Raw genomic sequence first — 23959 nt, 5'->3', positions numbered from 1 at the left:
TACGAGGGGGACCCCTTCCCATGCACGCTGACATCTCCCGCATCACCTTCCGGCCGGACCGGCACTACTCGGCGGTGGTCGCCCAGCAGGGCCGCGTACAGCTCGACGCCGACGCCAACGAGAACACGGCCATCCAGCTCTACCAGGCCCGTACGACCGCCGCCGACCTGATCGGGCAGCACGGCGGCCCGGCCGGGGCCACCGGCTTCAAAATCAACTTCCTCAGCGGCAACCGGGAGTTGGACGACCTGACCATCGGCGGCGGCCGCTACTACGTCGACGGCATCCTGGTCGACGCGACGCGGCCGCAGCCCGGCACGGCGGTCGACGACGACGGCCACGACGGTCACGACGGCCACGACAGGGACGAGGACGGCGGGCAGGGCGGGGCGGGGGCGGCGCCCGAGCCGCCGAGGACGTGGACGTACTGGGACCAGCCCGACGGGTACCGGGACCCGGAGCGGCCCGGCGACCGGCTGCCCACGGGCCTCCCGTTCCTGGTCTATCTGAAGGTGTGGGAGCGCTCGGTGACCGCGGCCGAGGACCCGGCGCTGCGCGAGGTGGCGCTCGGCTCCGCGCTGCCGGACACCGCGGCCCGTACGAAGGTCGTCTGGCAGGTGCTGGCGCTGGAGGGCTCGAAGCTGGACCTGGAGGACGGGAGCGGCGACAAGGACGCGGTCCGGGCGGCGTTCGGCCGGTGGGCGGCGAAGGCCGCGCTGCCGGGGTCGCGGCTGGCGGCGCGCAGCGAGCGGCCCGAGCACGCGGACGAGGACCCGTGCCTGGTGAAGCCGGACGCCCGCTACCGGGGCCCGGAGAACCAGCTGTACCGGGTGGAGGTGCACGACGGCGGGACGGCGGAGGACGCGACGTTCAAGTGGTCGCGGGAGAACGGCTCCGTGGTCTTCCCGGTGGACGGCCTGGACGGTACGTGGGTGGAGCTGGCATCGCTGGGCAGCGACGACAAGCTCGATCTGAACGTCGGCGACTGGGTCGAGTTCGTGGACACCGCCTACAGCAGCCGGCTCGAGCCGCTGCCGCTGCTGCGGGTCGAGGAACTCGACCTGCCGGGGCGGCGGGTGCGGCTGTCCGCCGAGCCGGAGCCGGGCGTCGGGCGCCGGCCGGAACTGCATCCCTTTCTGCGGCGCTGGGACCACCGGGAGGGTTCGCGGCGCGGCAAGGGCGGGGCTCCGGCGCGGCTGAAGCACGGCGCGGTCAAGGTCGAGGAGGGCCGCTGGTTGCCTCTGGAGGACGGCGTGGAGGTGTACTTCGCCGCAGAGGGTACGTATAGGGCAGGGGACTACTGGCTGATCCCTGCGCGCACGACCACGGGCAGCGTCGAATGGCCGGTGAACGAGGCCCGTAAGCCGCTGCTTCGGGCCCCGCTCGGCGTTCAGGTGCACTACGCGCCGCTGGCTTGGGTGCTCAGCGAGCAGTCGGAGTCGGACCTTCGGCAGTCCTTCGGTCCGCTGGCGGCGCCCGTCCCTGCGGCGAGCGAGGAGGCACTTGCGGCTGAGGCGGCGGCACTGGCGGAGACGGAGGCGCGCGAGGCGGCGGAGGCGCGCGCGGGCGCTGGTGCGGTCGGTGGCCCTGATGCGGGCGCTGGGGCGAGCGCTGGTGCGGGCGCGTGGACAGAGGGGGAGGCCGAAGAACAGCTGTAGGGAGAGCCGATGATCCGTACCGGAAGGAGCACACCACCATGGCCACGCCCCTAAGCGCCTCTCGACTCGTGAAAATCCTGCGCGACGAGGGACTTGTGGTCCACGAGTACCGCAACTGGCGCACTCATAACCGCAATCACAAGGGCCCGTGGGGCCCGGTGAACGGCGTGATGATCCACCACACCGTCACCAAGGGCACCAGCAACTCCGTAGAGCTCTGCTACGAGGGCCACTCGGCCCTGCCGGGGCCCCTGTGCCTCGGCGTCATCGACAAGGAGGGCGAGGTGTGGCTGGTCGGCAACGGCCGCGCCAACCACGCAGGACTGGGCGACGGCGACGTGCTGCGCGCAGTCATCAACGAGACCGGCCTGCCACCCGACAACGAGGCCGACACGGACGGCAACCGGCACTTCTACGGCTTCGAGTGCATCAACCTCGGGGACGGGAAAGACCCGTGGCCGGAGGTGCAGAAGCTGGCGATCGAGAAGGCGTCGGCCGCGATCTGCCGGGCCCACGGCTGGACCGAGAAGTCCGTGATCGGACACCTCGAGTGGCAGCCGGGCAAACAGGACCCGCGCGGGTTCACGATGCGCTCCATGCGCGAGCGGATCGCGAAACGCCTGGGCGGCCAACCGGACGGCCCATCCGAACCGGCGCCCAAACCGCCGGCGAAATACGAGCCGTTCCCGGGCGCCGACTTCTTCCGCCCCGGCCGCACCAGCAACATCATCACGGCGATGGGGAAGCGCCTCGTCGCCGAGGGCTGCGGACGCTACGAGGTCGGCCCGAGCCCGGAGTGGTCGGACGCGGACAAGAAGTCCTACGCGGCGTGGCAGCGCAAGCTGGGCTTCTCGGGGAAGGACGCGGACGGTATCCCGGGCAAGACGAGCTGGGACAAGTTGAAGGTGCCGAACGTATAGGACGACGCGGCCAGGACGCCGGCGCATGGCGCCGGTGTCCTGCGGCCGACGCCGCGTGTCATGAGCCGGCCTCGGCAGGCGCCAGCGCGGCCTGCATCGCCACTCCGTCGACGTAGGAGTGCTTCTCCTTCACCGCCCCGTTCTCGACCAGGACGAAGTCCGCGAGGTCGACGTCGACTGCGGCACCGGCCGCAGACGTCCCGGTCAGCTTCCACTGGGCAACCCAGAAGTCCTCCCCCGCGCGCAGTGCGACCAGTTCCCATGTGAGGTCGGGGACAAGCGCAAGCGTCCCTGCTGCCGCCTCGCGGATGGCCGCTCGCCCGCGCGCGGGGGTCTGGCCCGAGTGCAGATGGAACACGGAGTCGGCCGTGTGGAGTTCGACGATCCGATCGGGGTCGCGGGCCTCCCAGGCCGCGTGGTAGCGCTCGAACAGGTCGCGGGTGGCAGCGGTCATCGTCTGGCCTCCGGTTCCATGGACAAACAGACAGACTGTATGTAACTTCCCGGTCGTTCGTCCGTCAAGAGGTTCCGTAAACTGAAGCCGGCCAGAAATAGAGCTGAACGCATGATGCCGGGTGAGCATGAGCGCTGATCGCCGAACCCAAGCCGAGCGCTCCGCAGCGACGCGGCAAGCGCTGCTCGAGGCCGGCCGGAAGCTGTTCGGCCAACTTGGCTACGGTTCGGTCAGCACCGTTGCGATTGCGGATGCCGCCGGTGTGAGCCGGGGCGCGATGTATCACCAGTTCGCCGACAAGCGAGAGCTCTTCGAGGCGGTATTCGAGGACGTCGAACGCAGTTTGGTTCGGACCATCGGCTCGGCTGTATCCGCATCGGGATCGACCGATCCGATCGAGAACCTGATCGTGGGCTGCCTCGCCTGGCTCGACGCTTCGGCGGAGCCGGAGGTGCAACGTATCGCTCTCCTCGATGCCCCGGCGGTTCTCGGCTGGCACCGTTGGCGCGAGATCGAGCTTCAGCACACCATCGGTCGCCTGGAGGATTCCCTCTCCGGTGCCGTCGAGGCAGGTCGGATCCGGACGCAAGCCGTTCGGCCCCTGGCGCTCGTCATCGTGGGTGCCTTGGACGAGGCGTCTCAATATCTCGCCAAGTTCGGAGACTCGCCACAAGAGGAGAGCAACATCAGGGCGGTTATCGAGCAACTCATCTCAGGTCTGGCACACGACACCTGACACTCGTTCCGCCACCGCCCGTCGGATGGATCGGCGCTGCGCGACCCGCCGGCTACACCGCCGGAAGTGCCCGCTTCTCGATGGCCGCCGCCATCACCTCGGGGAAGAGGTCGGGCGTGCAGGCGAACGCCGGTGCGCCGAGGGCGGCCAGCGCCGCCGCGTGCTCCCTGTCGTACGCGGGCGCGCCCTCGTCGGACAGCGCCAGCAGCGCCACGAACTGCACGCCGGACGCCTTCATCGCCGCGACCCGCTTCAGCATCTCGTCGCGTATGCCGCCCTCGTAGAGGTCGCTGATGAGCACGACGACGGTGTCCGCGGGCCTGGTGATCTGCGACTGGCAGTAGGCGAGGGCCCGGTTGATGTCGGTGCCGCCGCCGAGCTGGGTTCCGAAGAGGACGTCCACCGGGTCGTCCAGCTGGTCGGTGAGGTCGACGACGGCGGTGTCGAAGGCGACAAGGCGCGTCGCGATGGACCGCATCGAGGCCAGAACCGCGCCGAAGACGGACGCGTAGACCACGGATGCGGCCATCGAACCGGACTGGTCGATGCACAGGACGACGTCCTTCTTCACGCCCTGGGCCGCGCGGCCGTAGCCGATGAGCCGCTCGGGCACGACGGTGCGGTGATCGGGCAGGTAGTTCTTGAGGTTGGCCCGTATGGTGCGGTCCCAGTCGATGTCCCGGAGGCGGGGCCGGCTGACGCGGGCGGACCGGTCGAGCGCGCCGGTGAGGGTGGCCCGGGTCCTGGCCGCCAGCCGCTTCTCCAGGTCCTCGACCACCTTGCGGACGACGGCGCGGGCGGTCTCCTTGGTCGTCTCGGGCATGGCCTTGTTGAGGGACAGCAGCGTGCCGACGAGATGGACGTCCGCCTCGACGGCCTCGAGCATCTCCGGCTCCAGGAGGAGGGACGAGAGCCCGAGCCGGTCGATGGCGTCCCGCTGCATGACCTGCACGACGGAGGTCGGGAAGTACGTACGGATGTCCCCCAGCCAGCGGGCCACTTGCGGCGCCGAGCCCCCGAGCCCGGCGGACCGGCTGCTGCGGTCCGGGCGATGGGAGCCCTGGCCGTCGCTCCCGTAGAGCGCGGCCAGGGTCCGGTCCATGGCCGCATCCCGCCCCCCGAGCGCACACCCGGTCCCGTCGCCACCTTCCCCACCCCCGAGCACGAGCCGCCACCGCCGAAGCCGCTCAGCGGCGTCAGTGGCTGAAAGGTGGTGGGCAGTCGTTCCGCGGGGCTGGGGGTACTCCCCCTGGCTTCGCCGGGGGGACCCCCACCCAGGCGAAGCGCTGGGGGAGGGTGGGCACCACCGACCCGCACCCGGCGTAGCAGAGGTCGGGGCAGCCCCGGAGGCCGCTGTCGTACGGTCGCTCATCTGCCTACCTCCACAAGGTCGTTGTCGTCGCGCCCGAGCAGCAAGCGCAGCGTAGGGAGCACCGCGTCGGCACGGTCCGGGTCGAGCCCGGGGCCGAAGCCGCGTACGGTCCCGACCGCCGCACCGCCGGCCGCGCCACCAACCGCGCCGCCGTGCCCCTCCGGTCCGCGCCGGACGAGTTCGCCGAGCGTGCGCCGTACGCCCGGCTCGTACGCGGCGAACGTGCGGCGCAGCAGCGGCAGGACGTCGGTGAAGGACTCCGCCGGGACACCGGTGAGCCACGCGTCGATCAGCCCGAGCAGCCGCTCGTCGTGAACGAGCAGCATGCCGCCCCCGGCTCCGCCGCCGACGAACCCTTCGATCCAGGCGGCCGCCTCCGCGGGGGCGGTGCCCGGGGACAGCGCGAGCCCCATGAGGCGCGCCGCCTCGCTCTCCGCGAGCCGCCCGTCATCCAGCAACAGCCGTCCGGCCCGCCCCCGTATCACCCCGCCTACACCATCCCGCCGAGCGAGCGCGCCCAGCACAGCGACCCACCGCTCACGGAGGGCGGGCTCGGAGCGCCGGGCCGTGTCGCTCTCGGCCGCCGTCTCGGACAGGAGGCTCACGGCCGTGTGGACGGAGTCCACATGCCGTCGCATCTCCGCGGCGCCGTCCGCGTCGAGGCCCGCACAGGCCGGGGGCAGGCCGACGAAGATGCGCTCGGCCAGGCCCGTGGCCACCTCGGTCAGGGCGGCCGAGTCCGTGCCGCGCACGTCGCCGTACCGTACCGAGCGGACCAGCGCGGGCAGGGCCTGCGCGAGATGTCCGACGTCCGGGTCGAGTGCGGCCAGGTCGGCGAGCACCCGCATCACGACCGGCAGGGCGTCCGGGAGCCCGGCCAGCAGGCAGCGCTCGGCGAGCGCGGTGACCTCGGCCAGGGAGGCGGCGGAGGCCGCCTCGGACTCGGCCTTGGCCGTCGCCGCGGCGGACACGGTCGTCCCCCATACCCCGGCCTCCGCGACCCGCACCGACAACTCCGGCTCCCAGCGCAGCCGCCACGACTCCCGGAACGTCCCGAGCCCCCCGCGCGAGGCCACCGGCTCGCCCCACGCGATGCCGAGTATCCGCAGCCGGTGCAGCAGGCGGCTGCGCCCGGCATCGGTGTCCTTGCGCAGGTCGAGCTCCAGCTCGCGCTCCGCCGCCTCCGGCTTGATGCGCAGCGTCCGCTGAGCCCGCGTCAGATCGCGCTGCAGCGGCACCGCGGGCGCCGAGTCCGGCACCTGGCCCAGTACGTCGCCGACGACCAGCCGGTCCCTGATGAGCGCGAGCGGCACATCCGAGCCCTCGCACATCACGGCGCGCACCGCATCGGTCGTCTCGGCGAGCCCCGCGAGCGGGCGGCCGCGCATCGCGGCGAGGGTGTCGGCGAGCCGTACGGCCTCGATGACGTGGGCGGAGGAGACGGGGTGGTCCTCGTCTCTGAGGAGCCCCGCGACCTTCGTCATCCAGCGCTCGATCGGGCGGTCGGGGGCGTTGAACAGATGCCCGTACCAGCCCGGCGAGGCGATCCCGGCACCGTAGCCGCTGTGCCGCGAGAGCCGCCGGTGGGTCCAAGGGACCCAGGTGAGCTCGACCTTGGCCTTCGGCAGTCCCCTGACCAGCTGCCGGTCGGCCGTCGCGGTGGTCCGCCGGGTCAGCGCCGGCACGTGCCAGGCGCCGCACACCACGGCGAAGCGGTCCCCGAACGCGCGCCGCGCGTCGCGGATCCGCAGCCGCATGTGCGCCTCGCGCACGGCATCGCGCTCGTACCCGCCGTCCCCGTACGTCTCGCGCAGCGCGCCCATCGCCTCCGCCAGCGCCTCGAAGGCGCCAAGCGCACTCCCGGCAGCGGCGGCATCCGCGCTGCCCCGGTCCCCTCCCGAGGCAGCAGGGTGCGGCCCAACACCCGCAGGCCCGGCGGCCGACGACTCTCCGCCCTCCCGTTCCCCGCCTCCCGTCCAGGAGCCGTCCCGGGAACCGGACCGGGGCCCGCTCCGGTCGCCGCCCCCGGAACTGACATCGCGGCGGTTTGCGCACTCCGCGACGTCGATGTCGATGTCGCTATCGACGTCACCCCGGGAGCCCGGACCGTGTCGCTCCGCACCGGCGGTGCGCCCAGGCGGTGCCTGTCCCGCTTGCGCGGTCTCGACGCCCGACGGCTCATGGGTGGTGTGCGTCCGCGGGCCGTCGGGGTCGGCGGCTGCCCGGGGCGATGGGGCGGCGTCCGCGGGCGGATGGGCCGTGCGCGCCCGGTCGGTTGGGTCGCCTGGTGTCCGGTGCTCGACCGCGTCCTCCCACCAGCGCTCCGGGTCGTCGTACCCGGCGGCCTCGGCGAGGACGGCGAGCGGGTCGATGCGCAGGCGCTCCTCAGTTGTGCCGTCGCCTTCGGCGGCGGGCTCCCGGTCGGGCTGCTCGGGCGAGCCGGGGGCGAGCGCCCCGTCCTCGCCGCTGCCGCTCAGCGCGAGCGTGTGCGCCGCGGGGAGGTCGATGAACCGGACCTCCGCGCCGTGGGCCAGAGCCCAGCGGATCGCCACCCACTCGGGGGAGAACTCGGCCAGCGGCCAGAACGCCGCGCATGCGGGGTCGTCGGCGACGTGCGCGAGGAGCGCGACGGGCGGCCGCATGTTCTCGTCCGCGGCGAGCGCGACGAGGGTGTCCGCCTCGGGCGGCCCCTCGATGAGTACGGCCTGGGGCCGGTGCCGGTCGAGCGCCTCCCGTACGGCTCGGGCTGACCCGGGCCCGTGGTGCCGCACACCGAGCAGCAGGGGCCACCCGCCAACCCGCGCGCCCGCACGGGCACCCGCACCCGCGCGTGCGGCCGTGCCAGCGCGAGTGGTCGCACTCGCGCGGGTGGCCCTATCCGCGCGGGCGGCCATACCGGCGCAAGCGGCCGCATCCGCGCGGGCGGCCATACCGGCGCAAGCGGCCGCATCCGCGCGCGTGGCCATACCCGCACCAGTAGCCGTCTCCGCCCCGGTTGCCCTATCCGCGCGGGCGGCCATACCAGCGCAAGCGGCCGCACTCACGCGGGTGGCCGTGCCCGAGCCAGTGGCCCTATCCGCGCGGGCGGCCGTACCGGCACGAGTTGCCGCGCTCGCGCCGGTGGCCGTCTCCGCGCCTGCGGCCGTACCCGCGCTCGTGGCCATCCCTGCGCCCTCACACGTACCCGTCGTGCCCGCACCCGGGCTCACGCCGTCACCTCACGGCAGGCGCGGTAGAAGTCCTTCCAGCCCTCGCGCTCGCGAACCACCGCTTCGAGGTACTCCTGCCAGATGACGCGGTCCGCGGCCGGGTCGCGGACGACCGCGCCGAGGATGCCGGCCGCCACGTCACCCGCGCGCAGGACCCCGTCGCCGAAGTGGGCCGCGAGCGCCAGCCCGCTCGTGACGACGGAGATCGCCTCGGCCGTCGAGAGGGTGCCCGACGGGGACTTGAGCTTCGTACGGCCGTCCGCCGTCACGCCCTCCCGGAGTTCGCGGAAAACCGTGACGACGCGGCGGATCTCGTCGATGCCGTCCGGGCCGGCGGGCAGATCGAGCGAACGGCCGATCTGGTCGACCCGGCGGGAGACGATGTCGACCTCCGCGTCGGGCGTGGCGGGCAGCGGCAGCACGACCGTGTTGAAGCGGCGGCGGAGCGCGCTGGAGAGCTCGTTGACGCCGCGGTCGCGGTCGTTGGCGGTCGCGATGACATTGAACCCCCGGACGGCCTGCACCTCCTGGCCCAACTCCGGGATGGGCAGGGTCTTCTCCGACAGCACGGTGATGAGCGTGTCCTGCACGTCCGCCGGGATGCGGGTCAGCTCCTCGACGCGGGCGGTCATCCCCTCCGCCATCGCCCGCATGACCGGGCTGGGCACGAGCGCGTCGCGGCTCGGGCCTTGGGCGAGCAGCTGGGCGTAGTTCCAGCCGTAGCGGAGGGCTTCCTCGGGCGTCCCGGCGGTGCCCTGCACCAGCAGGGTCGAGTCGCCGCTCACGGCCGCTGCCAGGTGCTCCGACACCCAGGTCTTGGCCGTGCCGGGGACGCCGAGCAGGAGCAGCGCGCGATCGGTGGCGAGCGTGGTCACGGCGACCTCGACGATGCGGCGCGGACCCACGTACTTGGGTGTGATCACCGTGCCGTCCGGAAGCATGCCGCCGAGCAGATACGTCGCCACGGCCCACGGCGACAACCGCCAGCGGGCAGGGCGCGGGCGGTCGTCGGCCGCGGCGAGCGCCTCGAGCTCGTCGGCGAAGGTGTCCTCGGCGTGCGGCCGGAGCACCTGACCGGTCGCGGTGGCGGTGGACGTGGGTGTGGTCGTGGTCGTGGTCGCGGTTGCGTTCGTTGTGGCTGTCGTGATCGTGGTCGTCGCGGCGGTGGTGGCGGTCACGGCTCCCCCTCTTCGCACGGCTGCGCTTGTCGCATGACGTGCGTCAACCGTGCACCCCACCACTGACAATCGGCCCTTCACCGCCATCGCGCCCCGGCAAAACAGCAGGTCAGACGCCATTGTCAGTGCCGGACCGTAGCTTTGTTCGCATGACTGAGTTGGGGGTGCGCTGGACGGCGGAGCAGGTGCTGGCACTGGCTCCTGACGCCGCGTCACGCAGCGCGGGGAGCAGGCTCGGGGTGACGGGACCGTGGTCCGCGACGGGGGCGGGCGAGGGGGCGGTGTGGGGGCTGTGCAAGGGCAGCGGCAGCAAGCCGTATCAGACGGTCGTGGCGGTCCACGACGGGACGGGGGGTTCGGGAACGGCCGCGGGGCAGGCCCCGGGCCCGGTCCCGGCGTCGGCATCCGCGCCGGTCCCGGGATACAAGTGCAGCTGCCCGAGCCGGAAGTTCCCGTGCAAGCACGCTCTGGGGCTGCTCCTCCTCTGGGCCGACGGCCCCGCGGCGGTGCCGGACGGGGAGAAACCCCCTGAGTGGGCCGAGTCGTGGCTCGCGGGCCGCCGGCAGCGCGCCGAGCGGAGGACGGCGGCCGCCCCCGCCGCCGGTGCGGGCAGCGGCGGCCGGGGCTCGGACTCCGAAGCCGCGAAGCGGCGGGCCGAGCGCCGCGCGGAGCGGATGGCCGCAGGCGCGTCCGAACTGGAACAGCGCCTCGCCGATCTGCTGCGCGGCGGGCTCGCGGGCGCGGACCGCGCGGGGTACGCGGCCTGGGACGAGACGGCCGCCCGCATGGTGGACGCCCAGGCGCCGGGACTGGCCGCGCGGGTACGGGAGTTGGGGGCGATCGCGGCCTCGGGCGACGGGTGGCCGGCCCGGCTGCTGGAGGAGTGCGCCCTGCTGCACCTGCTGGACGAGGGGTTCCTCGGAATCTCCCGGTTGCCCGCGCCGCTCGCGGCAACCATCCGTTCCCGGGTAGGTCTCACGACGGACAAGGCGGAGCTGGTCGCCACGGAGGGCGCGGCCATCCGGGACCGCTGGCTGGTGCTGGGCCTGCGGGACAGCGAGGACGGCGCGCTGACCACCCGCCGGGTCTGGCTGCGCGGTGCGGGCACGGGGCGGATGGCGATGCTGCTCTCCTTCGGCGCGGCCGGGCGCGCGCCGGAACTCGCCCTGCCCCCTGGTATTTCGCTGGACGCGGACCTCGCCTTCTACCCGGGCGTCCGGCCACTCCGCGCCGCCCTGGGCACGCAGTTCGCACCACCGGCCGCCCCGGCGGCGGACGGCCCGCCACCGGGCTGCACGGTCGGCGAGACCCTCGCGGCCTACGGGGACGCGGTGCGCGACGACCCCTGGGTGGACGCCTGGCCAGTGGTGCTGTCGGACGTCGTACCGATACCCGCCCCCGACGGATGGCAGGTCGCCGACGCGGCCGACGACGCCCTCCCAGTGGACCCGCGCTGCCTGGGCCGTACGGGCCTCTGGCAGCTCGCCGCCGTCTCCGGTGGCACGCCGGTCACGGTCTTCGGCGAATGCGGCCACCGCGGCTTCATCCCTCTGACGGCCTGGCCCCCGACCACAACGGAACCAGTCCCGCTATGACCACCCACCACCCACCGACACAGCCATCCAGCCCCACAACGACAACTCACGCGACCCCGCGTGCCGCCTCACAACCGCCCGCCCCTCCAGCGCCGGACTCGCGCGCGTGGGCACGCTCAACGAGGCGGGCTTCAGAGCACCGGACTTCGGACCAGCGGGAACTGCACAGGGGGACATATGACGACGACCACACAGGGGACACATGACGACAACCACACAACAGCCCGCCGCCTCCTGGGAGGCACTTGTCAGCGCCGCGCTGCTGGGGACCGAGCGGCGTAGGCCGCCCGTATCCGGAAGCGCCGCGCACGAGCGGGAGCCCACGACCGCGTTGCTGGACGCCGCCGCGGTCAGCACCGTGCGGCGCCGGGCAGGGCTGCGCCCGGCCCCGGCGCGGGAGCGGCCCGCGGTGGCGCCGGAGGACGGGCGGCCGCCGCTGCCGCCCGCCGCGCAGCGGCGCCTGGCGGCGCTGCTCGCCAACCGCGCCGCGGCCCCCGGCAACAGCGGTGGCCGCCGCGGCACCGCGCCCGACCTCACCGAGCTCCTCCCCCAGTGGCTGACCGCCGCCAACCACCACGGCTATCGCGCCCCCGCCGCACTCCTGCCCGCGCTCCTCGACGCGGCCCGTGCCCGTACCGACCTGCGCCAGGACGCGCTCGCCCTCGGCGGCCCCCGCGCACTGTGGCTGGCACGGCTCAACCCGGACTGGAGGTTCGCACTGCGCGGGGCGGCCGGCGGATCCGGCCTGCCCGAAACCTGGCAGCCCGGAAGCGCCCAGCCCAGCACCGCCCAGCCCAGAAGCGCCCAGCCCAGCGCCGCCCAGCCCAGAAGCGCCCAGCCCAGCGCCGCCCAGCCCAGAAGCGCCCAGCCCAGCGCCGCCCAGCCCAGAAGCGCCCAGCCCAGCGCCGCCCAGCCCAGAAGCGCCCAGCCCAGGACCGGCCAACCCGCAACAGGCCAACCCGCAACAGGCCAGCCCGGGAACGCCGAGTCCGATGCCGTCCAACGGACCTGGCAGGAAGGCCTGTTCGCCGAGCGCGTCGCGCTCCTCGCGGCGCTGCGGCGCCGCGACCCCGCCGCCGCGCTCGCGCTGCTCGGATCGACCTGGGTCAGGGAACGGGCCGAGGACCGGCTGATGTTCGTCGACTCGTTGCGCACCGGGCTCTCCCCCGCCGACGAGCCCTTCCTCGAGCAGGCCCTGTCGGACCGCAGCCGCAACGTCCGGGCGACCGCCGCCGAGCTGCTGTCCGCCCTCCCGGGCTCCGCCCTCGCGACCCGCATGGCCGAGCGGGCCACTGCCTGCGTGGCCCTCGACCGTACGGGTGCCGCCTCGGTGATCGCCGTAGAGGCACCCCACGCGTGCGACGCGGCGATGCAGCGCGATGGGGTCGCGCCGAAGCCGCCGTCCGGGTGCGGTGAGCGCGCCTGGTGGCTGGGCCAGATCGTGGAGTCCGCGCCGCTCAGCTGCTGGAAGGACCGGCTCGGCGGCCGCAGCCCCGCGGAGGTCGTGGCGCTGCCGGTCGCCGACAACTGGCAGGCGGACCTGCATGCCGCCTGGTGCCGCGCCGCGGTACGGCAGCAGGACAGCGAATGGTCACGGGCGCTCCTCGGCCCGCCCGGTGCGGCGTCCGGCGCGGCCGGCCCGTCCGGCGCGACCGCCGCCACGGCCTCGATGGGTGAGCGGGCGAAACTGCTGTCCGCTCTTCCGCCGGGCGAACGGGCGGCATGGGCCGCGGAGTTCATCGCGGCACACGGGCTTTCGGAGGCGTTCCAGCTCCTCGGCGTGTGCACGGTGCCGTGGGCCGAGCCGCTCGGCCGGGCCGTCGTGGACGCCCTCGACATCGCGCGGGACGCGGGCAGCTACCCCTGGAGCTTCAGCGGCGTGATGGGCTTGGCCGAGCGGTGCCTCGACCCGGCACAGGCCGACCGGGTGGAGTTGCTCACCGCGATACCGGATGAAACGGAGAGCGCCTCTCCGGGCGCGGGCGGCTACTGGTCCGAAGCTTTCCAGCGCCTCGTCGGCACCCTCCGCCTGCGCGCCACGATGCACCGAGAACTCGCAGCCCCCACGGACCTCGAGCCCGCAGACTTCGACCCCGCGGTCGACCACCCCGCAGACCTCGAGCCCGCAGACCTCGACCCTGCGGTCGACCACCCTGACGCCGGCCACGGACCGTAGCCGGTCAACGGTCAACCGGAACGGTGACAGCTGAGAGGCCCCCGGCCTCTCAGCCCAGGGTGCGCTACGCCGCGAGCTGGCGCACGTTGGCCTGGACCCACGCCACGACGTCGCTGGTCGGAGTGCCCGGGGTGAAGATCTCCGCGACGCCCAGCTTCTTGAGCGGAGCGATATCCGCTTCGGGGATGATGCCGCCCCCGAAGACCTTGATGTCCTCCGCGTCGCGCTCCTTCAGCAGCTCCAGCACCTTCGCGAAGAGCGTGTTGTGCGCACCGGACAGGATGGACAGGCCGATCGCGTCCGCGTCCTCCTGGATCGCCGTGCCGACGATCTGCTCAGGGGTCTGGTGCAGACCGGTGTAGATGACCTCCATGCCCGCGTCCCGCAGCGCCCGCGCGATGACCTTGGCGCCGCGGTCGTGGCCGTCGAGCCCAGGCTTGGCCACCACCACGCGGATCGGACCCGACACACCCATCCCTGCCTCCATGTACCTCTGCCGTCACCGCACGCATACGTGAACGAACGTTATCTCCAGCATCCCTCACCGGGCAGTTTCGCGGACGCGGCCGAGGGGGAAATCACACTGTGGGACAGTTTTGCAGGAGAGCCGCAGCAGGGCCGGAGCCGAGCCGCACCGGCCTTTCTCACACCGGCTCTCCGTGAGGGCACACGGGGGACGGAGCCGTCCCCCTCACGTGCCGGTCGGGAGGTCGGTCATGGGGGCCTTGCCTAATCTTCCGAGTCTTCTCCGCCCCTCCGCCGCGCTCATCAAGGCCACGGCCCTGGACCTGGCGATTCTCGCCGGTCACGCCGTGCTCTACCCCACCGGCGTAATCCAGGAGCGCCCCTCGGGCCCTCCGGACACGTCGAGCGCCCAGGACGCGCAGGGCCGACCACCGGTGCCCGCCCAGTCCTCGGACTCGGCGGCGACGTCCGACCTGCCGGACGGCGCCCCGGACAGCGCCCCGAGCGACGACACCTCGGATGAGGAACCGGAGGACGCCCCCGACGCGCCCCGCCTGCCCACGACCGACGCGGCACAGGCCGACCGCCTGCCCGTCCTCCTCCTGCACGGCTTCATCGACAACCGCTCCGTCTTCGTGCTCCTGCGCCGCTCCCTCCGCCAGCACGGCTGGGATCAGGTTGAAGCTCTCAACTACTCGCCGCTGAGCTTCGACATACGGGCCGCGGCCGCCCTGCTCGGCAAGCACATCGAGGAGGTCTGCGAGCGCACGGGCCACGCCAAGGTGGATGTGGTGGGGCACAGCCTGGGCGGCCTCATAGCCCGCTACTACGTCCAGCGACTCGGCGGCGACGTCCGCATCCGCACCCTGGTCACGCTCGGTACGCCGCACTCCGGTACCCGGGCCGTAGCGCTGCTGTCGGCGCACCCCATCCTGCGCCAGATGCTCCCCGACTCCGATGTGATCGAGGAACTGACACAGCCCGCTCCCGGCTGCACCACCCAATTCGTCAGTTTCTGGAGCGACCTGGACCAGCTGATGGCCCCGCTGGAGACCGCCCAGATCCATCACCCGGACCTGATCACGCACAACGTCCAGGTCAGCGGGATCGGACACCTCGCACTGCCGGTGCACGGCGCGGTCGCGGCGGGGATCCGCCAGGCGCTGGACGCCGCGGCCTCGGACGGCGGCGGCGACTCGGAGACGGCCTCGGTCGCCTGAAACCACCGCGCCCGGGTGTGAAGGGTTCTCGAACTGAATTCGAACGCCCGGCCAAACTCCGGTGCGCAGTCCGCCGAAAGGCGGCCAAATGCCCGCTCCCCGGCAGCCCGAAACCTGCTGAAGATTGTCGGCGCCGCATACCGCCGGGTACAGTCACCGCACTGCACCGCCCTGGGGGAGCCCCCAGACCCCCAGCTCCTGTTGCCGAGGCGAAAGAGAAGTTGGTGGTGAACGACCGTCACCCGTCGGGGAGCTCGACCCCGACCGTCCACACTCCCGACGCCTCGTACGGGCTCTATACGACGTATGAGCAGCAGGGAGCCCACAGCGGCTATGCCGCCGGGTACGACGGTTATTCCACCGGTACCTTCGACAGCCTGAGCGGCGCGTACGGCGACGACGACCCGCTCTTCGGCGCGCTGCCGGGCACGTACGGCTCGGGCTCGGGCAGTTACGACTCGGGCCAGTACGCCTCGGGCCAGTACGACACCGCGCAGTGGGGCACGGGCGCCCAGCAGACCGGCGGTTACGACGCCTACAGCTCCTACGGCACGTACGGCGGCGACGCCTATCAGGCCGCCTCGTATGAGACCGGCGGCTACGACGCCGGCGCGGCGTGGGCCGGCGGCATTCCGCACCAGGCCGGGCCGGCACCCGTCGAGTCCATCGACACGAGCGCGCAGGACGGCCACCTCGGCCAAGTCGGCCACAGCGGCCAGTGGGACGCGACGGCGTGGACCACCGGCTCATACGAGTCCGGCCAGCACCACTTCGCACAGCAGGACTTCACGCAGTCGGACTTCACTCAGCAGGACGCCGGGCAGTACGACTCGACGCAGTGGGACGCGGCAGCGTATGCCGAGGACTCGTACGCCGAGGCGTCGTACGACCCGGCGCCGGCAGCCGAGCTTGAACACACCGCTGTCTTCGAGGCGTTGGAGGAGCCGGGCGACGAAGCCCCGGCTCCGGCTGAGACTCCGGGAGCCGACTACCCCGCGGCCGACTTCAGCGAAGCGGCCGCACACGCCGAAGTCGCCCCGGACGAAGGCCACGAGGGCGAGTACGCGGGCGGAGTCGACGCGGATGGAGCCAACTGGAACGGAGGCGGAGTCGCCACCGTTCCCGTACAGCGCCGCCCGGGCCCGAGCAGCCGGGCCCGTCGCCGCATGCCCGCCCGCCGCTCCGCCATGCTCACCGTCGCCGTCCCGTCCGTTGCCGTCATGGGGGTCGCCGGAATCGCCGCCGCCTCCGTCAGCGGCATCGACAGCGACAAAGGCGGCGCGAAGGGCGCACAGGCCGCCCACGGCCCCCCCGCCGAGCAGTCCGCGGCGGCCAATAACAAGCTCGACACCCAGCTCGCGTCGCTCACCGCCGACGCCGACGACTTCGCCGACCGCGCCAGCCGCACCCAGGAGCGCATCGACCTCAAGCAGCGCCAGCTGGAGGAGAAGAAGCGCAAGGAGGCGGAGGCGCGCCGCAGGGAGGCGCTCCGGCCGAAGTACGCGCTCCCGGTCGAGCAGCACGGGCTCAGCGCGTATTACGGCCAGGCGGGCATCAACTGGATGTCCGTGCACACCGGCATCGACTTCCCGGTCAGCTACGGCACGCCGGTCATGGCCGCCACGGACGGCACCGTCCGGACGCAGTACAACCTCGCCTACGGGAACATGGCCATAGTCACGGCCCCCGATGGCACCGAGACCTGGTACTGCCACCTCAGCAGCACCAAGATCCGGTCCGGCTCGGTCAAGGCGGGGGACGTCATCGCGTATTCCGGAAACTCCGGCAACTCCACAGGACCGCACCTGCACTTCGAGGTGCGGCCGGGTGGTGGCTCGGCCATCGACCCGCTTCCGTGGCTGCGCAGCCACGGGATCGAACCGACCTGACACACCAGGGTGTGGGCATTCGTTCCGCGGGGCGATGGGGGTGCCCCCATCGCCCCGCGGAACGAATGCCCACAAAAGCGGGTTGTTCTATAGCTTCTCTACGGGCGCGTAGCGCAGCAGCAAGACCTTCGGCTTTTCGTCGCCGAAGTCGATCGTCGCCTTCGCGTCGTGTCCGCTGCCCGTCACCGACATCACCGTTCCCAGTCCGAACTGGTCGTGCGTCACGCGGTCGCCGACCGCCAGCGCGATCACCGGCCGGTCCGTCGCCCTGCGCGTCGCGAAACCGCTCGGCCCGCCCGCCCTCGAGCGCGAGGACGCAGAGGACGACGCGGACGGCGAAGTCGACAGCAGGGAACTCAGCCCGGCCGTCGCCGAAGCCGACGGCGTCGAAGCACCCGTACGCCGCCACTCCACGAACGTGTCCGGGATCTCCTCCAGGAACCGGGACGGCGGGTTGAACGATGGCTGGCCCCATGCGCTGCGCATCGTCGACCGCGTCAGATACAGCCGCTCCCGCGCGCGCGTGATCCCGACATAAGCCAGCCGGCGCTCCTCCTCCAGCTCCTTCGTGTCGCCGAGCGCGCGCATGTGCGGGAAGACCCCGTCCTCCATGCCGGTCAGGAAGACGACCGGGAACTCCAGGCCCTTGGCGGTGTGCAGGGTCATCAGCGTGATGACGCCGGTGCCTCCCTCGCCCTCGTCCTCGTCCGGGATCTGGTCGGAGTCGGCGACCAGGGCGACCTGCTCCAGGAATTCGGCGAGCGTGCCCGGGTTCTCCTCCGTGCGCTCCTGCTCGAACTCCAGCGCCACGGCGGCGAGTTCCTGGAGGTTCTCGATCCGCGTCTCGTCCTGCGGGTCGGTGGAGGCCTGGAGCTCCGCCAGATAGCCCGTGCGCTCCAGCACCGCCTCCAGCACGGTCGCCGGTCCCGCGCCCGATTCGGCGATCGTCCGCAGCTCCTCCAGCAGCGTGTTGAACCGCTTGACCGCATTCGCCGACCGCGCCGCCATGCCGTACGCCTCGTCGACGCGGCGCAGCGCCTCCGCGAAGGTGATCTTCTCGCGCAGCGCGAGCGCCTCGATCATGGCTTCGGCGCGCTCGCCGATACCGCGCTTGGGGACGTTGAGGATCCGGCGCAGCGGCACGGTGTCCTCGGGGTTGGCGAGCACCCGCAGGTAGGCGAGGACGTCGCGGACCTCCTTGCGCTCGTAGAAGCGCACGCCGCCGACGACCTTGTACGGCAGCCCGACCCGGATGAAGATCTCCTCGAAGACACGGGACTGGGCGTTCGTACGGTAGAAGACGGCGACGTCGCCCGCCCTGGCCTCGTCCTCGTCCGTCAGCCGGTCGATCTCGTCGGCGACGAACTGGGCCTCGTCGTGCTCGGTGTCCGCGACATAGCCGGTGATCGCGGAGCCCGCCCCCGCCTCCGTCCACAGGTTCTTGGGGCGGCGGTTGGCGTTCCGCTCGATGACGGCGTTCGCGGCGCTGAGGATCGTCTGCGTGGAGCGGTAGTTCTGCTCCAGCAGGATCGTGGTGGCGTCGGGGTAGTCCTCCTCGAACTGGAGGATGTTGCGGATGGTCGCGCCGCGGAAGGCGTAGATCGACTGGTCGGCGTCGCCGACGACGCACAGCTCGGCCACGTTGAGATCGGGCGCGGTCTCCCCGGTCCCCACCAGCTCGCGCACCAGCGTGTACTGCGCGTGGTTGGTGTCCTGGTACTCGTCCACCAGCACGTGGCGGAAGCGGCGCCGGTAGTGCTCCGCAACGTCCGGGAACGCCTGGAGCAGGTGGACGGTGGTCATGATGATGTCGTCGAAGTCCAGCGCGTTGGCCTCGCGCAACCGCGACTGGTACAGCGCGTACGCCTCGGCGAGGGTCTTCTCGAACCCGTCGCTCGCCTGCGCCGCGAAGTCCTCGTCGTCGATGAGCTCGTTCTTGAGGTTGGAGATCTTGGCGCTGAAGGACTTCGGCGGGTAGCGCTTCGGGTCGAGGTCGAGGTCGCGGCAGACCAGGGACATCAGGCGCTTGGAGTCGGCGGCGTCGTAGATGGAGAAGCTGGAGGTGAAGCCGAGCTTCTTGCTCTCCCGGCGCAGGATGCGGACGCAGGCGCTGTGGAAGGTGGACACCCACATCGCGTTCGCCCGCGGCCCGACGAGCTGCTCGACGCGCTCCTTCATCTCGCCCGCGGCCTTGTTGGTGAAGGTGATCGCGAGGATCTGGCCGGGGTGCACGCGGCGCGCGCCCAGCAGATACGCGATGCGGTGCGTCAGCACGCGGGTCTTGCCGGATCCGGCGCCGGCGACGATGAGCAGCGGAGAGCCGGTGTGGACGACGGCGGCGCGCTGCTGCTCGTTCAGCCCCTCGAGCAGCGCGGCGGGGTCAACGGCGGGCCGCGGGGCGCCGTTGCGGTAGTAGCGCTCCCGCGCATCCTCGTCGGCGGCAGCGTCGAAGCGGCCCGCGAAGAGGCCGGCCGGGATCTCCTCCGGGCCACTGTCCTCGGGCGGCGGGGGCGGGTGTTCCTCGCCGGGGTGGCTCGAGTGGCCAGCGTGGCCGGAGGGACCCGTGTGGCCAGGGTGACCCGGCCCCGGGAGTCCGGCCGGGGGCTCTGCCGGGTGCTCGAGGTCCGCCAGGAAGCTGTCGTCAAAGAGGCTGCTCATCGTTCACCGAGTCTAGGCCGCGGGGCTGACAGCCCACGCCGGTTCCCGCCCCTCCGCTGTGGGAGGGTCGCATTTCGCCCTAAACGATCGCGCCGCAGAAAGGTCACGAAAAGGTTTCGGGCATATCGAACATCAGCCTTCACAACCGCCCCACACGTTGGCTACCGTGCTCGCTCAGGCGGCCCGATCCCCCTGCCGGCGACCGCGTCGGCACGGGCAGCCTCCGCCGAGTCCGGCGCTGCCCGAAGGACGTCCTGAGGACGCCCGAAGGCATCCGGAGCCGGGGACCCAACGTACGACCGGGGTGAATCGGCCCCCGCACGCCCGCGTGTCAGAGCGTGGCGGCGCGCGGTGGCCGTAGGGCAGCCTTCCGATCGCCCGAACCCGACAGCTAACCCGGTAGGCGGTCCACGGAAGGAGTCGCGCGCCTTGGCGTCGCACCGCAAACGGCGGACTCGAATGTTCACGTCCCCCGGTTCCGGCCGCGCGGCCGTCGGACTGACGACCGCGGCCCTCGCCTCGGTCAGCCTGCTCTCGCAGAGCGCGCAGGCCGCGCCGGACGAGCCGAAGCAGAGCATCGAGGAAGTCCAGAAGAAGGTCGACGAGCTCTATCGGCAGGCCGGCACCGCAACGCAGCAGTACAACCAGGCCAAGGAGCGCAGCGAGAAGCAGCGCACCAAGGTCGACCGGCTGCTCGACGACGTCGCGAAGCGGACGGACAAACTCAACGAGGCTCGGCGCATGCTGGGCAGCTACGCGGCCGCGCAGTACCGCAACGGGGGCATGGCCTCGACGGCGACGATGATGCTCGCCGACGACCCGCAGGGCTACTTCGACCAGGACCATCTGATGTCCCGGATGACCGGCCGGCAGCGGCAGGCCGTCGAGGACTTCCAGACGGAGCAGGAGGCCGCGTCGAAGAAGCGCGCCGAGGCCACCGAGAGCCTCGCGTCGCTGACCGAGTCGCAGAAGGAGCTCCGCACCACCAAGGAGTCCGTGCAGGGCAAGCTCTCGGAGGCGCGCGAGCTGCTGTCGAAGCTGACGGCCGAGGAGAAGGCGCGGCTGGCGGAGCTCGAGCGCAAGCGGGAGGCCGAGGCCCGGCGCAAGGCGGAGGAACTGGCGCGGCAGCAGGCGGAGAAGGCGCGCCAGGAACAAGAGCAGGAGCAGAACGACGGCTCCGGCTCGACCGACGGAGGCTCGGACTCGGGTACGGACTCGGGCGCCGACTCGTACGCCACCAAGGCCGCCAAGGCCATCGACTTCGCGCGGGCCCAGATAGGCAAGCCGTACGTGTGGGGCGCGACAGGCCCGAACTCGTACGACTGCTCGGGGCTCACGCAGGCCGCCTGGAAGTACGCCGGGGTCTCGCTGCCGCGCACGACCTGGGACCAGGTGAAGGTCGGCACGCGGGTCGCCACGGAGGACCTGAAGCCGGGCGATCTCGTCTTCTTCTACGACGACATCAGCCACGTCGGGCTCTACATAGGCGACGGCCAGATGATCCATGCACCGAAGCCGGGCGCGAACGTCCGCACCGAGGCGATCACGTACATGCCGATCTACGGCAGCGTCCGCCCCGCATAGCCCACGTGCCTGCACAGCCGCGCGGGAGGGGCCCCGGGAGCGTTCGTGCGCCCCGGGGGCCCGCCCCGCCGGATCGGCAGGTCAGGTCCAGAGGACGGCGATGAAGATGTTGGCGATGGTGAGGAGGCCGACCGTGCCGAATGCCGCCTTGTCGACCTTCTCCTCGTCCCGCTTCACGTAGACCAGGCCGAGGATGACGACCAGAAGCGCGAGCTTCACGCCTATCTTGACGTTGTTGACGGCCTGGTCGTCGGCCTGGTTGAGGCCGACCAGCGCGACGCCCGTGATCAGCATGGTCAGCGCGCCGTGCAGCATGGCCGGGTTGAAGCGGGCCGTTCCGGCGCTCATTGCCTTCATCTGCGTGAGGAAGCCGCCGAGCAGGGCCGCGATGCCGATGATGTGCAGGCCGACGAAGACACTGATAAGTACGTCCATGCGGCGGAGCGTAGCCGGGCCCGTAGCACCGCTCTCCACCGAGGTGCGCCTCAATCGCCGCTTCGGTCACGGCCGCACCAAGAAGGCGGCAGCACCCGGGAGTTCACCCGCCGCTTCTGTTCAGTGCCGCTCTTAAACGTTCCAATCCCGGTCATCACGACACCTGCCCGTAACACGGAGGTCTAGCGTCCTCCACCGAGGCGCCCCCACGCGCCCCGGTGGCGACCCCCGCACGGCCACCGGAAAGGCAGGAAGGAAGTGACGGCCGCCGTGGCCTCGCACAGGAAGCCCAGGCAGCGATCGCTCACTGGCACGCTCACCGGCACGTTCACCGGCATCACGGGCATCACGGGCCTCACGGGCATGAGAGGTGGTACCGCAGCCCGTACGGCCGCGACGCTCGCCCTCGCGAGCGCGGCAGGCGCAACCGGCGTCGTCGGCGCTGCGCAGGCCGAGCCCAGCCTCACGCCCGCCCAGGTCAAGGCCGAGGTCGACCGGCTCCACCACGAAGCCGAAGCCGCGACGGAGAAGTACAACGGCGCGAAGGAGAAGACCAGCAGGGCGCAGAAGGAGCTGGACCGGCTGCGCGACGAGGCCGCGCACAGGTCCGGGCGGCTGAACGCCTCCCGGAACGCGCTCGGTTCGATCGCCACCGCCCAGTACCGCTCGGGCGGCATCGACCCCGCCGTACAGCTCGCGCTCTCCTCATCCCCCGACGACTACCTCGAGCGCGCCGCCGCCGTAGAGCGGGCGGGCAGCCGCCAGGCCGCCGCGGTCAGCGGCATCCAGCGGCAGCTGCGCGACATCGAGCAGGTACGTTCCGAGGCGGGCGAGAAGGTCGCGGAACTGCGGTGCAGCCAGGCCGCGTTGGAGAAGCACAAGCGCACGGTGCAGGAGAAGCTCCGTGAGGCCGAGGAGCTGCTCGACCGCCTGACGGCCGAGCAGCGCGCGCAGCTCCTCGGCGGGGACGGTCACGGCCCGGACGCCGCAGCGTCCGCGCGCGCGGGCCGCAGCGCCTCACGCGGCCCGGTCCGGGCGCCGAACGTCCGCGCCGCCACCGCCGTCTCGTACGCGTTCGGTGCACTCGGCAAGCCGTACGTCTGGGGCGCGACCGGCCCGAACGGCTACGACTGCTCGGGCCTCACCCAGGCCGCCTGGAAGGCCGCCGGGGTCTCGCTCCCCCGGACGACCTTCACCCAGATCAACGCCGGGCAGCGCATCTCACGGTCCCAACTCGCCCCCGGTGACCTGGTGTTCTTCTACTCCGGCGTCAGCCATGTCGGGCTGTACATCGGGGACGGCCAGATGATCCACGCCCCGCGGCCAGGCGCGCCGGTCCGCGTCGCCCCCATCGACGAAATGCCCTTCGCAGGCGCGACCCGACCGGCCTAGCGACCTGCCCCAGGCCACTGGCGGAGGACCAGCCTGGCTCTGCCCACGGTCCGCACGACAAGCGACCCAGTTGCAGGGCAATGGAAATTGTTGCCCTGAATTGACTTTATCGCGGACCGGAAAAACGTCAACTTCCCGCAAAATTCGCAGAGTTGCCGCTAGAATTTACGATTGACCCCCCGGGAACGGAGCGGCGCACGCCGGTAAAGCATTTTACTTAACGGCTCTTATTCATATTGTCGAATCATTCACCGAATGCCTCACCAGGGTGAATGTGCGCCTCCCGTTGACCTGACGGACATGCCTAACCTGAAAGGACGACACATCTCGAAGGGCGGGGCAGCCCAATTGCTGGGCGAACTCCGCAGGTTGGAGGTCATTCATGTCCGCCATGCAGGAAAGCGAATCTCCGCTGCCGCCGGTTGCCGATGCCATCATCCCGGCGACCGGGTCCGTCGCGGGCGGGACCGCATTCACCATCACCGGATCCAACCTCACCAACGCGACCGTCACCGTCGGCGGCGCGGTGGCCACCGGCATCAACGTCAACGCCGCAGGCACCGTGCTCACCGGCATCACGCCCGCCGGTGTGTCCGGCAACGCAGCCGTCATCGTCACCACCCCCGCCGGCACCACCACCGTCAACGGCGGCTTCACCTACACCACGCCACAGCTCCCACCGGTCACCTTCTCCATCAACCCGGCCATCGGTCCAGTCGTGGGCGGGACCGCGTTCATCATCACCGGATCCAACCTCGCCAACGCGACCGTCACCGTCGGCGGCGCGCCGGCCATCGGCATCAACGTCAACGCCGCAGGCACCGTGCTCACCGGCATCACGCCCGCCGGTGTGTCCGGCAACGCAGCCGTTGTCGTCACCACCCCGGCCGGTACCGCCACCGTCAACGGCGGCTTCACCTACGTGTGATCCCGCGCCGGCAAAGCAGGCGCCCCGGCAAAGCAGGCGCCCCGGCCGGACCGGCACCTCCCGTGTCGCGCCCGCGCCGGGGCACCTGCC

At 71.9% G+C, this 23959-nt stretch carries 17 protein-coding genes and 1 riboswitch; of the genes, 10 read left to right on the top strand and 7 right to left on the bottom strand.

What is annotated here, in order from left to right:
• Positions 1-20 precede the first annotated feature (20 nt).
• Both ACTWQC_RS29105 and ACTWQC_RS29100 read left to right on the top strand, forming a co-directional pair.
• Entirely contained in the window at positions 21-1658 is a 1638-nt protein-coding gene (locus ACTWQC_RS29105) for a DUF6519 domain-containing protein (protein WP_443318813.1), read from the top strand.
• Between the two features lie 38 nt (positions 1659-1696).
• The gene (locus tag ACTWQC_RS29100) at positions 1697-2578 is read left to right on the top strand and encodes a peptidoglycan-binding protein (RefSeq protein WP_443318812.1); all 882 of its coding nucleotides are present in this window, start codon (positions 1697-1699) and stop codon (positions 2576-2578) included.
• 58 nt (positions 2579-2636) lie between these two features.
• Here ACTWQC_RS29100 and ACTWQC_RS29095 read toward each other — a convergent pair whose 3' ends face one another.
• Positions 2637-3032: a nuclear transport factor 2 family protein gene (locus tag ACTWQC_RS29095; protein ID WP_443318811.1), complete on the bottom strand. Its 396-nt coding sequence runs from the start codon at positions 3030-3032 to the stop codon at positions 2637-2639.
• Positions 3033-3159: 127 nt separating this feature from the next.
• Here ACTWQC_RS29095 and ACTWQC_RS29090 point away from each other — a divergent pair, with 127 nt between their 5' ends.
• Entirely contained in the window at positions 3160-3768 is a 609-nt protein-coding gene (locus tag ACTWQC_RS29090) for a TetR/AcrR family transcriptional regulator (RefSeq protein ID WP_443318810.1), read from the top strand.
• A gap of 52 nt (positions 3769-3820) precedes the next feature.
• On the opposite strand, the gene ACTWQC_RS29085 is transcribed toward ACTWQC_RS29090, so the two are convergent.
• The 3 genes from ACTWQC_RS29085 to ACTWQC_RS29075 all read right to left on the bottom strand — a co-directional run bounded on the left by ACTWQC_RS29085 (position 3821) and on the right by ACTWQC_RS29075 (position 9419).
• Positions 3821-5140, bottom strand: a complete 1320-nt coding sequence (locus ACTWQC_RS29085) for a VWA domain-containing protein (protein WP_443318809.1) — start codon at positions 5138-5140, stop codon at positions 3821-3823.
• Positions 5137-7911 carry a DUF5682 family protein gene (locus ACTWQC_RS29080; protein WP_443318808.1) on the bottom strand — a complete coding sequence of 925 codons (2775 nt, stop codon included), beginning with the start codon at positions 7909-7911 and terminating at the stop codon, positions 5137-5139. The genes ACTWQC_RS29085 and ACTWQC_RS29080 overlap by 4 nt, the downstream gene beginning before the upstream one ends.
• A 434-nt stretch (positions 7912-8345) precedes the next feature.
• On the bottom strand, positions 8346-9419 hold the full coding sequence (locus tag ACTWQC_RS29075; RefSeq protein WP_443318833.1) for an ATP-binding protein: 1074 nt from the start codon (positions 9417-9419) through the stop codon (positions 8346-8348).
• Between the two features lie 257 nt (positions 9420-9676).
• Between ACTWQC_RS29075 and ACTWQC_RS29070 the strand changes: the two genes are divergently transcribed.
• Positions 9677-11122 carry an SWIM zinc finger family protein gene (locus ACTWQC_RS29070; protein WP_443318807.1) on the top strand — a complete coding sequence of 482 codons (1446 nt, stop codon included), beginning with the start codon at positions 9677-9679 and terminating at the stop codon, positions 11120-11122.
• 202 nt (positions 11123-11324) lie between these two features.
• A complete protein-coding gene (locus tag ACTWQC_RS29065; protein ID WP_443318806.1) occupies positions 11325-13298 on the top strand; it encodes a DUF5691 domain-containing protein in 1974 nt (657 codons plus the stop codon).
• Between the two features lie 64 nt (positions 13299-13362).
• Here the strand turns inward: ACTWQC_RS29065 and ACTWQC_RS29060 are convergent, their stop codons facing one another.
• Positions 13363-13773 carry a cobalamin B12-binding domain-containing protein gene (locus ACTWQC_RS29060; RefSeq protein ID WP_443318805.1) on the bottom strand — a complete coding sequence of 137 codons (411 nt, stop codon included), beginning with the start codon at positions 13771-13773 and terminating at the stop codon, positions 13363-13365.
• 241 nt (positions 13774-14014) lie between these two features.
• Here ACTWQC_RS29060 and ACTWQC_RS29055 point away from each other — a divergent pair, with 241 nt between their 5' ends.
• Complete coding sequence (locus ACTWQC_RS29055; RefSeq protein ID WP_443318804.1) at positions 14015-14983, top strand: esterase/lipase family protein; 969 nt, start codon at positions 14015-14017, stop codon at positions 14981-14983.
• Between the two features lie 227 nt (positions 14984-15210).
• Entirely contained in the window at positions 15211-16872 is a 1662-nt protein-coding gene (locus ACTWQC_RS29050; RefSeq protein WP_443318803.1) for a M23 family metallopeptidase, read from the top strand.
• An 87-nt stretch (positions 16873-16959) separates the two neighbouring features.
• Here the strand turns inward: ACTWQC_RS29050 and pcrA are convergent, their stop codons facing one another.
• Complete coding sequence (pcrA, locus tag ACTWQC_RS29045; protein ID WP_443318802.1) at positions 16960-19530, bottom strand: DNA helicase PcrA; 2571 nt, start codon at positions 19528-19530, stop codon at positions 16960-16962.
• Positions 19531-19781: 251 nt separating this feature from the next.
• Positions 19782-19951: riboswitch (cyclic di-AMP (ydaO/yuaA leader) on the top strand.
• Between the two features lie 38 nt (positions 19952-19989).
• Here pcrA and ACTWQC_RS29040 point away from each other — a divergent pair.
• The gene (locus ACTWQC_RS29040) at positions 19990-21114 is read left to right on the top strand and encodes an NlpC/P60 family protein (protein WP_443318801.1); all 1125 of its coding nucleotides are present in this window, start codon (positions 19990-19992) and stop codon (positions 21112-21114) included.
• 81 nt (positions 21115-21195) lie between these two features.
• Here the strand turns inward: ACTWQC_RS29040 and ACTWQC_RS29035 are convergent, their stop codons facing one another.
• Positions 21196-21549: a hypothetical protein gene (locus ACTWQC_RS29035; protein WP_443318800.1), complete on the bottom strand. Its 354-nt coding sequence runs from the start codon at positions 21547-21549 to the stop codon at positions 21196-21198.
• A 270-nt stretch (positions 21550-21819) separates the two neighbouring features.
• On the opposite strand from ACTWQC_RS29035, the gene ACTWQC_RS29030 reads away from it, so the two are divergent.
• Together ACTWQC_RS29030 and ACTWQC_RS29025 are read left to right on the top strand one after the other, a co-directional pair.
• The gene (locus tag ACTWQC_RS29030) at positions 21820-22941 is read left to right on the top strand and encodes an NlpC/P60 family protein (RefSeq protein WP_443318799.1); all 1122 of its coding nucleotides are present in this window, start codon (positions 21820-21822) and stop codon (positions 22939-22941) included.
• Between the two features lie 382 nt (positions 22942-23323).
• Positions 23324-23869 carry an IPT/TIG domain-containing protein gene (locus tag ACTWQC_RS29025; protein ID WP_443318798.1) on the top strand — a complete coding sequence of 182 codons (546 nt, stop codon included), beginning with the start codon at positions 23324-23326 and terminating at the stop codon, positions 23867-23869.
• Positions 23870-23959 lie beyond the last annotated feature (90 nt).

The organism is Streptomyces sp. 8N616 (assembly GCF_052246385.1).
Classification (GTDB): Bacteria; Actinomycetota; Actinomycetes; order Streptomycetales; family Streptomycetaceae; genus Streptomyces.
This window is presented reverse-complemented; position numbering and strand designations above follow the sequence as displayed.